Origin of the sequence: Pseudomonas sp. GZD-209 (genome assembly GCF_049310485.1) — a bacterium.
Lineage (GTDB): Bacteria > Pseudomonadota > Gammaproteobacteria > Pseudomonadales > Pseudomonadaceae > Aquipseudomonas > Aquipseudomonas sichuanensis.
This window is the reverse complement of record NZ_JBMOWQ010000284.1, coordinates 1-13,261: the sequence shown is the minus strand read 5'-3', so window position 1 is coordinate 13,261 and position 13,261 is coordinate 1. Positions and strand designations below refer to the sequence as shown.

Genomic DNA, 13,261 nt, shown 5'->3' with positions numbered 1-13,261 from the left:
ATGACGCAGCCACCAAACTGATCTGGCTGGGGCTGCGAAACATCACGGCGAATTGGGGCTCGGCGGCGCATGATTGGAAAAGTGCAATGAATCAGTTTGCGATTCTGTACGGAGATCGGTTCATCAGGCCGACCTGGTGAAAATCATGGCCTGCCTAGCGGCAGGCCATTACCGGCCCGAACACAAAAAAACTGACAGTCCCCCATCGCCGCCGAATGCGCATACATCTATCAAAACAAACACTCTGAAACTCGGGCCCGAACCCGAACCCGAACCCGAACCCAAAAACAAAAACAAAAACTCACCCAGCCAAACCCCGCCCCTTATGCGCCAACACCGTATAAATACAAGGCAACACAAACAACGTAAACAACGTCCCAATCGACATCCCCGTAGCAATCACCAGCCCGATATCAAATCGGCTGACCGCCCCAGCCCCGGTCGCCAGAATCAACGGCACCATGCCAAACACCATGGCCGCCGTGGTCATCAGCACCGGCCGCAGGCGAATCGCCGCCGCCTCCTCGATCGCCTCACGCACACCCAGGCCCTTTTCCTCCCGCAACTGATTGGCAAACTCGACGATCAGAATGCCGTGCTTGGTAATCAGCCCGATCAAGGTCACCAGCCCCACCTGGGTGTAAATGTTCATGCTCGACACCCCAAGGAACAGCGGCAACAACGCCCCACAGATCGACAATGGCACCGTCACCAAAATCACCAACGGATCACGGAAACTCTCGAACTGCGCCGCCAGCACCAAAAAGATGATCGCCAGGGCCAGGCCAAAGGTCATCCACAGCGCGCTGCCTTCCTGCACGAACTGCCGCGCCGTACCGGCATAGTCGACCGAGAAGCCTTCAGGCGCTTCCTCGCGGGCGATGGCACGCACGGTGTCCAGCGCCTCACCCATGCTCACCATCGGCACCCCCTGGATGATCGCCGAATTAAGCTGCTGGAACTGGTTGAGCTGGCGCGGCCGGGCGCGGTCGCTGAGGGTGATCAGGGTCGATAGCGGCAACAACTGGCCATGGTCGTTCTTAACGTAGTAATTGTTCAGCCAGCCGGGGTTGGCGCGGTAGGGCCGTTCTACCTGGGCGATCACCTTGTAGCTGCGGCCTTCGAGGGTGAAGCGGTTGATCTCCGCCTCCCCGAGCAGGGTGGCAAGCGTGCCGCCCAGGGCGTCCATCGACACACCCATCTGCGCCGCCTTGGCGCGGTCGATGTCGATCAGCACTTCAGGCTTGTCGAAGGCCAGGTCGATGTCGAGGAACGCGAACTTGCCCGAGGCCTCGGCGCGGGCCTTGATGCGCTGGGCCACATCGAGCAGGGCAGGGTAGTCACCGGCGGTGTTGATCACGAACTGAAACGGCAACCCTTCACCGGTGCCGGGCAGCGAGGGCAGGTTGAAGCCGAAGATCTGCAGGCCGCCGATCTGTGAAAGCTCGGCCTGCACCAGCGGCAGCAACGCCATCTGCGTGCGTTCGCGTTCGCTCCACGGCTTGAGCAAAAAGCCGCCAATGCCGGTTTGCACGCCATTGAAACCGTTGATCTGGAACGACGAGTAATACTCGGGGAAGGTCCTGAACAACGGCGTGAACTTGTCGGTGTAGGCATTGAGGTAGTCGAGGTTGGCGGTCTGCGGCGAGTTGCTCATCATGAAGATCACCCCCTGGTCCTCGTCCGGCGCCAGTTCGTTGCGGGTGAACATCAGCAGCACCGGGATCAGGCACAGGATCAGCACGGCGAACACCAGCACCACCGGGCGGCTGTCGAGGGTGCCGTGCAGCAGGCGCTGGTAACGCAGCTTGAGGCTCTCGAAGATCAGGTCCAGGCGGTGGGCCAGGCCACTGGGATTCTGCTCGTGGCGCAACAGCAGGGCGCACATCATCGGCGACAGGGTCAGGGCGACGATCCCGGAAATGATCACCGCACCCGCCAGCGTGAGGGCGAACTCCTTGAACAAGGCACCGGTCAACCCGGTGAGAAAACCGATCGGCGCGTACACGGCCGCCAGGGTGATGGTCATCGACACCACCGGCAAGGCGATCTCCCGCGCGCCTTCGAGCGCCGCCTCGAACGGCGTCTTGCCTTCTTCGATATGGCGATGGATGTTCTCCACCACCACGATGGCGTCGTCCACCACCAGGCCGATGGCCAGGACCATGGCCAGCAGCGTCAGCAGGTTCAGCGAGTAGCCCATCATCTGCATGAAGAACAACACGCCGATCATCGACAGCGGGATGGTCACCACCGGGATCACCACCGAGCGCAGGGCGCCGAGGAACAAGAACACCACGACAATGACGATCAGCACCGCCTCGCCCAGGGTCTTGATCACTTCATTGATCGAGGCCTGGATGAACAGCGTGGCGTCGTAGGCGATCGACACCTTGAGGCTCGACGGCAGTTCTTCCTCCAGCAGCGGCATGAGCTTGCGCACTTCCTTGATCACGTCCAGCGGGTTGGCCGCCGGGGTGGCCTTGATGCCGATGTACACCGACGGCGTGCCGTCGAACGAACTGACCGTGTCGTAGTTCTCGGCGCCCATCTCGATGCGCGCCACATCGCCCAGCAGTACCCGGCTGTCGCCGGCAGTCTTGACCGGCAGGGCGGCGAAGGCCTCGGCGGTCTTGAGCTCGGTGCTGGCGTTGATGCTGGTCACCACGTACTCGCCCTTCACCTCACCGGCGGCAGCGAGGAAGTTGTAACGGCGCACCGCACTGGTCACGTCCACCGCCGACAGGCCGAAGCCGGCCAGCTTCACCGGGTCGATCCAGATGCGCATGGCGAACACCTGGTTGCCGAGGATCTGCGCTTCGGCCATGCCGGGCAGGGTGGCCAGCTTGGGCTGGATCACCCGCGACAGGTAGTCGGTGATCTGCGGGTTGCTCATCTGGGTGCTGTAGAAGCTGATGTACATCAGCGCCGAGGCGTCGGCGGCTTCCTTGCTCAGCACCGGGTCTTCCGAGTCCTGCGGCAGCTTGTTGCGCACCTCGTTGGCCTTGGCCAGCAGTTGGGTGAACAGGCGGTCGGTGTCGGCGCCGATGCGTGCGTAGACCGAGATCACCGAGAAGTTCTGCCGGCTCACCGAGGTCATGTAGTCGATGCCATCGGCGCTGGCCAGGCTCTGTTGCAGCGGCTGGGTGATGTAGCCCTGGATGGTTTCGGCGTTGGCCCCGGGGTAGGCGGTGGTCACCGTGATCAGGGCGTTTTCCATGGCCGGGTACTGGCGGATCTGCAGCTTGTTCCAGGCTTGCAGGCCCAGCAGCAGGATCAGCAGGCTGACCACGCTGGCCAATACCGGGCGACGGATGAACGGGTCGGTGAATGCCATGGCTGCCTCCCGTTCAGTTCGCGCCGGGCGCGGCAGGTTTCAGGGCCTGGTCGTCGCTGATACGGATGGCTGCGCCGGGGCTCAGCTTGAGCTGGCCGGCGGTCACCACCTGGTCGCCGGCCTGCAGGCCCTTGCTCACCACCACCCAGCCATCGCGTCGTTCGCCGGTCTGCACGGTACGCTGTTCGGCAATCAACTGCGGTTGGCCGTCGGCGCCGGGCACTGGCTGACCCTCCTCGATCTTCTTCGGGCTGATCACATAGACCGAGTTGCCATACAGCGTGAAGGTGATGGCGTTTTCCGGCACCACCACTTGCGGCTGCGGATTGGGCAGCAGTAGTTGAAGGCTGGCGAACATGCCCGGCAGCAGCTTGCCGTCGGGGTTGGCCAGGGTGGCGCGGGCCAGCAGGTTGCGCGTGCTTTCCTCGACCTTCGGGTTGATCGCACTGAGGCTGGCGGGGAAGGTCTGGCCCGGGTAGGCCGCCACCTGCACCAGCACCTGTTGGCCCAGGCTCAGGTGCGGCAGGGCCTGCTCGGGCACGTTGAAGTCGACGTAGAGGCTGGACAGGTCCTGCAGGGTGGCGATCACCGTGCCACTGGCGAGGTAGGCGCCGACATCCACCTGGCGAATGCCGATGGTGCCGCTGAACGGCGCGCTGATGCTTTTTTTCGCCAGCGACGCCTTGAGTTGATCGACCACCGCCTGGTTGCGCCGGTACTGGGTGGTCAGGCGGTCGTATTCACCGCGGGAGATGGCCGAGTCGCCGACCAGCTGGCTGCCGCGGCCGAAGTCGACCTTGGCCAGGTTGAGGTCGGCCTGGGCGGTGCCGAGCAGCGCGGTTTCCTGGTCGTGGTCCAGTTGCAGCAGCAGTTGCCCGGCCTTGACCTGCTGGCCCGACTCGAAGTGCAGCGACTTGACCGTGCCGGCCACCTCCAGGCTCAGCTCCACGCCCTGGTAGGCCTTGAGGCTGCCGACCGCCGGCAGGCGCTGCTGCCACTGGCGCAGTTCGGCCTGGGCCGCGGCAACGCTGACCGGCGGCTTGGGTTGGCTGAACATCTGCACCTGTTTATAGATGGAGAAGGCCTTGATGCCCCCCAGAATCAGCACGATCAGCAAGACAACGGCCAACATGATCAGCATGCGGCGGCGCAACATGGTCCGGTTCCCTGGATGCGAGGTTGTTATGGATTACGCGCGACCACGGGCGATCCTGCCCACGTGCGATGGGGCAAGTATTGTCGGTTTTTCGGAAAAGGGGAGGGCCTTATCGCGGGGCAAGCCCGCTCCCACGCCCTGGCCTGACCCAGGGTTGGAATGGAGATCATCCTCTTGGGTCAGTCCATTCCTTCGTGGGAGCGGGCTAGCCCCGCGATTAGGCTTGTACGAGAAATCAGGCCAGATGCAGGTGATTGTCCCAGAACCCGGACGGCAGGTTCATCGGTTGCCCGATCAGCTCTGCCTTGCGGCAGTCGTAGAAGCGGCAACGCCCCTGCCCGGAGGTCACGACGAAACCATCCTGCACCGCACCCACCCCGGCGCAATCGGGCATCGGCGCATCGAGCTTCACCGCGCCGCTGTCCAGGTCCCAGATGAACAACCGGTTGGCCCGTGGCGCGGTCAGTGCCACCAGGCGCAGGTCGCTGTGGATGGCGACACTGGCGGTGTACTGGGCCATCGACTGCAGCTGCCGCTCGGGCACCGGGAAGGCCTTGAACGGCTCGCCGGGGCGTTTGATCGCCAGCAGCTCGGCAGTCTCCTCCGAGCCGCCCATGAACTGCTGGCAGGCGGCGATGGTGCCGTCATCGCCCACCGCCAGGTGGCGCACGCTGTTCATCTGCTGGGCCAGGGTTTCCTTGCTCAGCAGGGTGCCGTCGCGCTGCATCAGCACCAGGCTCGGCTGCATGGCGTCGAGGTTCATCTCTACCCGGCTTTCGGCCTCGGTGCGGATGCCGCCGTTGGCCACCACCAGCGTCTCGCCGTCGGGCAGCCAGGCCAGTTCGTGGGGGCCGATGCCGTGGGTCGTGAGCTCGCCGGTGTGCACCAGGCGCTCACCGTCGAAGCGGTACACACCCAGCACGCCACGGCCTGGATCGGTGGTGTCGTTCTCGGTGGTGTACAGCCATTCGCCGCCCTTGTGTATCACCGCATGGCCGTAGAAGTGGCGGTGCGGCTGCGAGGTGACGGTTTGCAGCAGGCGCCCGTCGCGCAGGTCTATCAGGTAGCTTTCGGTGCCGGGGCGGCGGGCGACGAACAGGGCGATGGGCAGTTCGGGGTGGTTGATGATCGCGTGGCAACGCTGGGCCACCTGGGTGCTGAACACCTGGGTGCCGTCCAGGCGGAAGCCGACGGCGTAGTGCTTGCCGTCGCCATCGTCGCGCGCCGAGAGCAGCAAGGGCTCGCTGCCTTTGTTGCGCAGCAGGCTCCAGCCGCCCAGGGTCAGGGCGCTGAGCAGTACGCTACCGAGTTTGATCGCCTGGCGTCGCAGCATGATCAGTCACCGTCGTTGGCGTTGAAGCCCAGCTGAATGTTGAGCGCCTTGGCCAGTTCGCCTTCATGCAGGCGATGGAGGACGTTCAGGCTGTCGTAGATCTGGTTCAGCGCCTGCTGCCCGGCTTCGTCGGCCAGCAACTCGCCGAGGGTCTTCTGGTTGTCGGCCAGCAGCTTGAGGGTGGCTGCGTAGGCGTCGTCGATCTTCTGTGCCAGCGCCGCCTGGTCTTTGCCCAGCAGGCCGCGCAGGCCTTGGTTGTCGACCCCGACCCAGACGGTCTGGGCGGCCTTGAGCGAGGCTTCCAGGCTCTTGAGCGAAGAATGGCTGCGCCAGGCTTCGGCCTGCAGCGGTTGCGGGATGCCCTTGCTCTGGCGGCCCATTGGCGCCCCGAGTTTCTTCTTCAGGGTGTCCAGGCCGGTGACCTGGGCGCGCAGCAGGTCGGCGATCGCTTCGTGGGAGTCGGCGTAGCGCTGGTTGGGGAACTTGGTCATCTGCGACAGCATGCCGTCGGTGCTGTTCCAGGTCTTGAGGATGTCCTCGGCCAGGACCTTCTGGTGTTCGCCGATCGCCACCAGCAGTGGGCAGTAACGCGCCTTCTGTTCGGCCGTGGCCATGTCCGGCTTGCTGTCGAACAGGATGTACTCGTAGGCGGACAGGCCGCGCACCACGACGCTGGCCTTGCTCAGTGCCTCGGCATCGACTGGCTTGTCGCCATTGACCAGTTGCTCGACCTGGCGGCCCACCAGGTTCTTCTTGTCTGGCCAGAACTGCACCTGCCAGGCGCGGTTGCCTTCGGCCAGCGGGCCGACCAGCAGCGGTTGCAGTTCGGCCCAGGCTTTCTGCGCGTTGAGGAAGTCGGCGCGGGCGCTGTCCAGCGAGGTCTTGCCTTCGCAGTAGGCCAGGGCGCTGGCGGCCAGCACGCGGTCGGCCTCGACCCAGCGGCTGTAGGTCGGCAGGATCACCTGCTTGGCGATGGCGGCGGAGGTCACGGCTTGCGGGTCCTGCGGCGAGCAGGCGCCGAGGGCGAGTGCGGCGAGGCTGGTGAACAACAGTTTGGGTCGGAACATGCCCGGCTCCTTAGCGCGTTTTAAAGTGAATTCAGGAAGGCCAGCAGCGCGGCGCGCTGCTCGGCATTGAACGTCAGTACCTGGTCGCGCGCCGCCTGGGCTTCGCCGCCGTGCCAGAGCACGGCTTCGAGCAGGTCGCGGGCACGGCCATCGTGGAGGAAGCGGGCGTCGCTGCTGACGGTCTGGCTCAGGCCGATACCCCACAGGGGCGGGGTGCGCCAGTCCTGGCCGTTGGCGGCGAACTCGGTGCGCTCGTCGCTCAGGCCCGGGCCCATGTCGTGCAGCAGCAGGTCGCTGTAAGGGCGTATCACCTGGTTGGCCAGCTCGGGCTCGGCGGCATCGGCGGCGGTGGTGAACTGCGGGGTGTGGCAGCTTTGGCAACCGGCCTGGTAGAACAGGTTCTTGCCGGCCAGTACCTGCGGGGCCGCGACATCGCGGCGGGCCGGCACGCCCAGGTTGCGGGTGTAGAAGGTGACCAGGCGCAGGAGGTTGTCGCTGACCTCTTTTTCGCCATCGGCACCATCGCCATTGGGCGCGGCCAGGCAGTCGACCTGGGCCGGGGTACAGTCGTCCTTGGGCAGCAGCGTGCTGGTCAGGCCCATGTCACCGGCGAAGGCATGCACGTTCTGCTGGTTGACGTTGGGTTGCCCGGCCTTCCAGCCGAAGCGGCCGACCACCGTCTTGCCCTGGGCGTCGTCCCAGACCCGGTTGGCACGGCCACGGATGCCGTCGTGGTTGCGGTCATCCGGGTCTTCGTTGGCCAGGATGTCGGCTTCGGCGATGGCTTCGAGCAGGCCGAGGCCGATCATCGGTGGGGCGATGCGGGCCGAGAAGCGGGTATCGGGATGCATCGGGCCGTAGCCGAGCTGGGTGATCTGCAGGGTGGGGCGGCGCAACTCGACCTGGTGGCCGTCCTTGAAGGTGACGGTCTGGCTGTCGTAGCTCACCCGTACCTTGCCCTCCGGCGCCACGCCGGGCACGGCCATGTCCTGCAGCTGGGTGCCATACACCGGCTCAGGCACCACGCCCAGGCGTTCGATAACCCGGGCGTAGTAGGGCTGATCGGGGATCGACAGGCGTACCAGCATCGACACCGCGTTGCTGTCGCCGGGCTCCGGCGGGTGGCCGCGGCCGTCACGCACGTGGCAGTTCTGGCAGGCGTTGGTGTTGAACAGTGGGCCCAGGCCATCACGGGCGGTGGTGGTGGACGGGGCGATCACCCAGGGGCTGCGAAAGAAGCTGTTGCCCACGGCGAAGTCCAGGCGCCGCTCGGGGCTGAGGTTGGCCGAGGGCAGGGAGAAGGCGTTGCGGTCACTGCGCTGCACCGTTGCCTGGCCGCCGGAGAGGGCCTCACCGGGCTCGGCCTGGGTGAAACGCGGGGCGTCGTCACAGGCGGCAAGGGCGAGGGCCAGCAGCAGGGGGCTTAGGCGGAGCAAGGACATCGACAATCCTGGGCGTGGGCGAAAAACCGGCGTGCAAGCTTATCAGGCCGGCTGTTTTTGAATAAGAGCAATTTGCAATTACACGGATGAAAAGAATGTGAAATTCCATCGTTTTGATTAATTTTTCTGGCCTTATCGCGGGGCAAGCCCGCTCCCACGCCCCCCCGCGATAGGCCCATAAAGCAAAAAGGCGACCCGAAGGCCGCCTCTTAGCATCAACCGTCAACGCGTCGATCAGAACTCGTGATCAGCGGTGTCCGGGTTCAGGTTGTCGATGCCCAGCTTGCCTGCGGCCTGCTCGATCGCGCCGGTCTGCTTGACCAGCGACGCGATGGCGTCACGCACGATCTGGTTGCCGGCAGCGTTGTCGGCGGCGATCAACTGGTCGTAGTGCTCGCCTTTGAGCGCGTGGTCGACGATCACCTGCAGCTTGGCTTCGGTGGCTTCCAGGTCGGCCTTGAGGGTGGCGTCGGCAGCCGGGTCGGCCTTGGCCACCAGCGACGACAGGCTCGGGCCGCTCAGCTTGGTGCCGTCGGCGCGGGTGTACTCGCCCAGGTAGACGTTGCGGATGCCCTTGGCGTCATAGAAGTGCGAGTAGTGGGTGTTGTCGCTGAAGCAGTCCTGCTCGTCTTCCGGCGAGTTGGCTTCCAGCGAGACCTTCATGCGCTCGCCGGCCAGTTCGCCCAGCGACAGGCTGCCCATGCCGAACAGCATCTTGCGCAGGCCGTCGTTGACCGGTTCGGCTTCCAGGGTGGCGCGGTAGTTGTCGGCAACGTTCGGTGCCCAGTTGCCGACCATCTCTTCGAGGTCCTTGACCAGCAGCTGGGTGACCGATTTCAGGTAGGCACGGCGGCGGTCGTTGTGGCCACCGGTGGCGCCTTTGCCTTCCAGGTAGTCCGACGCCGGGCGGTTGCCGGCGCCAGGGCCGGTGCCGTTGAGGTCCTGGCCCCAGAGCAGGAATTCGATGGCGTGGTAGCCAGTGGCGACGTTGGCTTCGGAACCACCCAGCTCGTTCAGGCTGGCCAGCTTCTCGGGGGTGATGTCCTTGACGTCGACCTTGTCTTCGCCAACCTGGATCTCGGTGTTGGCGATGATGTTGGCGCCGGCGGCCGGGTTGCCCAGGGCGTGCTCGTAGCTCTTGTCGACGTAGTCGATCAGGCCTTCGTCCAGGGGCCAGGCGTTCACCTGGCCTTCCCAGTCGTCGATGATGGTGTTGCCGAAGCGGAACGCCTCGCTCTGCAGGTACGGTACGCGGGCGGCGGCCCAGGCTTCTTTCGCGGCCTTCAGGGTCTGGTCGTTGGGGCTGGCGAGGAACGCGTCCACTGCGGTTTGCAGCTGCTTGGCGGTGCTCAGCGAGTCGCTGTACACGGCGTAGACCATCTCGGTGTAATGCTTGACCACGGCCTTGCCGGCAGCTTCGTCGACCGCGCCCGGTGCGGCGGCGGTGGTGCTGGCGGCGGCAGGTGCCTGGGCTTGCGGCGCGGCGGCCTTGTCGTTCTTGCCTTCGCCGCAACCGGCGAGGGCGATGGCGATGGCGAGCAGACTGGCGGAGGCCAGAGGCATACGAATCATTATTGGTTTCCTGCGTCGTGTGGTTGGACCGTGCGGCGTGGCACGCGAAACCGCAACATCATGCGAAAGATTTGCATTTGCTGTAAAGGGGCGGGCGCGCATTTCATGCAAACGCCCGTTTGCGGTGCATCGGTATGTGTGGCGGGGGTTACAGCACCGAGACCTGGTTGCGCTGCGCCTGCTTGAGGAACGCGGTGAGCTCGCGCGACGACAGCGGCTTGCTGTAGTGGTAGCCCTGACCTTCGTGGCAGCCCTGGGCGATGATGTAGCTCTCCTGCTCGGCGGTTTCCACGCCTTCGGCGATGACCTGCATCCCCAGGCTTTTGCCCAGCTGGATGATGGCCCGGACGATGGTGGCATCGTCGTCGTCGTCGAGCAGGTCCTGGACGAAGCTCTTGTCGATCTTGATCTTGTCCAGCGGCAGCGACTTCAGGTAGCTGAGCGAGGAATAGCCGGTGCCGAAGTCGTCGATGGCGATCAGCGCGCCGGAGCGACGCAGGCTGAGCAGGTGCTGGGCGGCGGTGCTGATGTCTTCCATCAGGCCGGTCTCGGTGACCTCCAGCTCCAGGCTGCGCGGCGGCAGGCGGTAGGCCTGCAGCAGGTTGTTGACCACCCGCGGCAGCTCGTTATGGTGCAACTGCACGGTGGACAGGTTGACCGCCATGCGCAGTTCGCTGAAGCCCAGGTCGTGCCACTCGCGCAGCTGACGGCAGGCCTGATCGAGGACCCATTCGCCAATGGTGATGATGTTGCCGTTCTGTTCGGCCAGCGGGATGAACTGGTCCGGCGGCACCATGCCCAGCTCCGGGTGCTGCCAGCGCAGCAGTGCCTCGACGCCGACCACGCGGTGGTCGCGGTAGCTGATCTGCGGTTGGTAGACCAGGTACAACTGGTTGCGCGGCAGGGCTTCGCGCAGGTCTTTTTCCAGTTCGCGGCGCCGGCGCATCTCGCTGTCGACGCTAGCGATGTAGAACTGGTAGCGGTTGCGCGAGCGGGCCTTGGCCAGGGTCATGGTCTGTTCGGCTTTTTGCAGCAGCTTCTCGGTGCTGTCGCCGTCCTCGGGGAACAGGGTGATGCCGATGGTGGCGCGCAGGCGGATCTGCTGGTGATCGAGGTCGAACGGCGCTTCGAGGTCGTCGAGGATGCTCTGGGCCAGCTCGGCGGCTTCGTAGGGTTGTTCGATATTGGCCTGGACCAGGGCGAACTGGTCGCCCCCCAGGCGGGCCAGGGCGCCCAGGCGGCCGCTGTGGGCGCGCAGGCGGTCGGCCAGGGCCAGCAGCAGCTGGTCGCCAACCTGGTAGCTGAACTGCTCGTTGATGCCCTTGAAGTCGTCCAGGCCCACGCACAGCACGGCCACGCGCCGCTGCAGGCGGCCACCGTCGTCGAGGATCTTGTCCAGCTGCTGCTGCAACTGCTGGCGGTTGGGCAGGCCGGTGAGGAAGTCGTACTGGGCCATGCGTTGCAGGCTGTTTTCGGCTTCGTGGCGCAGGTGGGTGTTGCGCTCGATGGACGCCAGCAACTGGTTGGCGGTGTTGACCCAGATGCCCAGTTCGTTCTTCTCGTGGCCCTTGAGCAATGGAATCTGGTGCTGGCTGGGGCGGTCGGGGTTGATCTGGGTGAGGTGCTCGATGATCTTCGACAGTGGCTTGGTCAGCAGCCAGTGATACACCAGGTACAGCACCAGGCCCATGGCCAGGGCGCGCAGTACCCCGGAAATGAAGATGATCACGGCGTTGATCAGGAAGCCTTCGCCGTAGCTGGAGGTGTCGAGGGTGATGCTCAGGTCGCCGTAGTATTCGCTATACGGGCCGCGGCCGACCAGTTGCGTGGTGTAGGTGCGTTCCTGGCCAAGGATCGGGTCGGTCAGCCAGCGCATGGACATGTCCTGCAGCGGCCTGGATTTTTCCGCGAGCATGGTTTCGTTGGGGTGGCCGATGGAGGCCATGCGCACCGATTCGTCCTGGAACAGGCCTTCCATCACCTGCATGCCCATTTCCCGGTCGAGGCTGTACACCGCCTGGGTGGAAGGGTCGCGGAACATGTCGAGAATGCGCTGGGCGTCACTGTTCACGGCCTGGCGGGTCTTGTAGACGTCATAGACGATCTGCGCGCAGCTGAGCACGACACCGACCGCCAACGCCGAGAGCAGCACAACCCTGAGCAACTTCACCGACAAGCTGTTGCGAAATTCCAGCTTCAAAGGGGTTTCCTTAATCCATGCGCATGCCATTATTTTGCCATCAATCCTGGCAACAAGACTATCGACCGATTGCCCGCCCATCGACGGAATTGCCCTTGGCTCTATATCGGTTGAGCGGCCATGCGACTTGAGTGCGCTGCATCAACTTTCCAGAAAATTGATGTTAGCGCGCTCTGCGTGCTGAGCAAGAGCACAAAGGCAGGCAACGCGAGAAAAAAAGGCGAAAAAAAACCCGGCGGCTGCCGGGTTTTTTTATGCCTGGCTGATCAGGCGGTGAAGACCTTGCCTTCGAACTGCTCGGCAACGAACTTCCAGTTGACCAGGTTCCAGAACGCCTCGACGTACTTCGGACGCAGGTTGCGGTAGTCGATGTAGTAGGCGTGCTCCCAGACGTCGCAGGTCAGCAGCGGGGTGTCGCCGCTGGTCAGCGGGCAGCCGGCGCCGATGGTGCTGGCCAGGGCCAGGGAACCGTCAGCCTTCTTCACCAGCCAGCCCCAGCCGGAACCGAAGGTGCCGACCGAAGTCTTGGTGAACTCTTCCTTGAACTTGTCGAAGGAACCGAAAGCGGCGGTGATGGCATCAGCCAGGGCGCCGGTCGGCTGGCCGCCGCCGTTTGGCGACAGGCATTCCCAGTAGAAGGAGTGGTTCCAGATCTGAGCGGCGTTGTTGAAGATGCCACCCGAAGAGGTCTTGACGATCTCTTCCAGGGTCTTGCCTTCGAATTCGGTGCCTGGGACCAGGTTGTTCAGGTTCACGACATAGGTGTTGTGGTGCTTGTCGTGGTGAAACTCCAGGGTTTCCTTGGAGATGTGCGGCTGCAGGGCATCGTGGGCGTACGGCAGCGGCGGCAATTCAAAAGCCATGGTGGATCTCCTGATTCAGGTCTGTTCGCGGTTTGCGCAAGGCCGATCACGGGCGGCCCGGTGAGCGTCGGCGAGTTTGTACTCTTTGCGACGCAAGGGCTGGATCATAGCACCCGGTCTTGCGCATAACCACGCAACAACTATAGGGAATAGAGGTTCCAGAGCGGTTGGCGCGACTGACCGGCGGGCTGTGGGGTCATTGTCGATGTGTACACGTGGGAGCGGGGGGGGGGGGGGGGGGGGGGGGGGGATGGAGGCACGCTCCGCCATCCGTAGATGGCCCCCCACAGA

Annotated in this window: 8 protein-coding genes and 1 pseudogene; 1 reads left to right on the top strand and 8 read right to left on the bottom strand. The window is 64.3% G+C overall.

The window, feature by feature from the left end; translation table 11 throughout:
- Positions 1-140, top strand: a pseudogene (locus ACO6VM_RS26955) (IS256 family transposase); the annotation flags it as partial.
- Between the two features lie 161 nt (positions 141-301).
- Here the strand turns inward: ACO6VM_RS26955 and ACO6VM_RS26950 are convergent.
- From ACO6VM_RS26950 to ACO6VM_RS26915, 8 genes are all read right to left on the bottom strand, one after another.
- Complete coding sequence (locus ACO6VM_RS26950) at positions 302-3,337, bottom strand: multidrug efflux RND transporter permease subunit (protein ID WP_422404054.1); 3,036 nt, start codon at positions 3,335-3,337, stop codon at positions 302-304.
- A 13-nt stretch (positions 3,338-3,350) separates the two neighbouring features.
- Positions 3,351-4,493, bottom strand: a complete 1,143-nt coding sequence (locus ACO6VM_RS26945; protein WP_401060661.1) for an efflux RND transporter periplasmic adaptor subunit — start codon at positions 4,491-4,493, stop codon at positions 3,351-3,353.
- Positions 4,494-4,728: 235 nt separating this feature from the next.
- The gene (locus ACO6VM_RS26940; protein ID WP_401060663.1) at positions 4,729-5,826 is read right to left on the bottom strand and encodes a DUF1513 domain-containing protein; all 1,098 of its coding nucleotides are present in this window, start codon (positions 5,824-5,826) and stop codon (positions 4,729-4,731) included.
- A 2-nt stretch (positions 5,827-5,828) separates the two neighbouring features.
- Complete coding sequence (locus ACO6VM_RS26935; RefSeq protein WP_401060665.1) at positions 5,829-6,893, bottom strand: imelysin family protein; 1,065 nt, start codon at positions 6,891-6,893, stop codon at positions 5,829-5,831.
- Between the two features lie 20 nt (positions 6,894-6,913).
- Positions 6,914-8,341 (bottom strand): di-heme oxidoredictase family protein, encoded by a 1,428-nt coding sequence (locus ACO6VM_RS26930; protein WP_401060667.1) that lies wholly within the window; start codon positions 8,339-8,341, stop codon positions 6,914-6,916.
- 228 nt (positions 8,342-8,569) lie between these two features.
- Positions 8,570-9,907, bottom strand: coding sequence for an imelysin family protein (locus tag ACO6VM_RS26925; protein ID WP_125857556.1), 1,338 nt, complete (start codon positions 9,905-9,907; stop codon positions 8,570-8,572).
- 148 nt (positions 9,908-10,055) lie between these two features.
- Positions 10,056-12,107: a putative bifunctional diguanylate cyclase/phosphodiesterase gene (locus ACO6VM_RS26920; RefSeq protein ID WP_125462751.1), complete on the bottom strand. Its 2,052-nt coding sequence runs from the start codon at positions 12,105-12,107 to the stop codon at positions 10,056-10,058.
- A gap of 266 nt (positions 12,108-12,373) precedes the next feature.
- On the bottom strand, positions 12,374-12,970 hold the full coding sequence (locus tag ACO6VM_RS26915; RefSeq protein ID WP_125857558.1) for a superoxide dismutase: 597 nt from the start codon (positions 12,968-12,970) through the stop codon (positions 12,374-12,376).
- Positions 12,971-13,261 lie beyond the last annotated feature (291 nt).

Excerpts from the sequence above, each read along its gene's own strand:
- ACO6VM_RS26940 (WP_401060663.1), bottom strand. The coding sequence starts at position 5,826 with ATGCTGCGACGCCAGGCGATCAAACTCGGTAGCGTACTGCTCAGCGCC.
- ACO6VM_RS26950 (WP_422404054.1), bottom strand. The coding sequence starts at position 3,337 with ATGGCATTCACCGACCCGTTCATCCGTCGCCCGGTATTGGCCAGCGTG.
- ACO6VM_RS26925 (WP_125857556.1), bottom strand. The coding sequence starts at position 9,907 with ATGATTCGTATGCCTCTGGCCTCCGCCAGTCTGCTCGCCATCGCCATC.
- ACO6VM_RS26935 (WP_401060665.1), bottom strand. The coding sequence starts at position 6,893 with ATGTTCCGACCCAAACTGTTGTTCACCAGCCTCGCCGCACTCGCCCTC.
- ACO6VM_RS26915 (WP_125857558.1), bottom strand. The coding sequence starts at position 12,970 with ATGGCTTTTGAATTGCCGCCGCTGCCGTACGCCCACGATGCCCTGCAG.
- ACO6VM_RS26945 (WP_401060661.1), bottom strand. The coding sequence starts at position 4,493 with ATGTTGCGCCGCCGCATGCTGATCATGTTGGCCGTTGTCTTGCTGATC.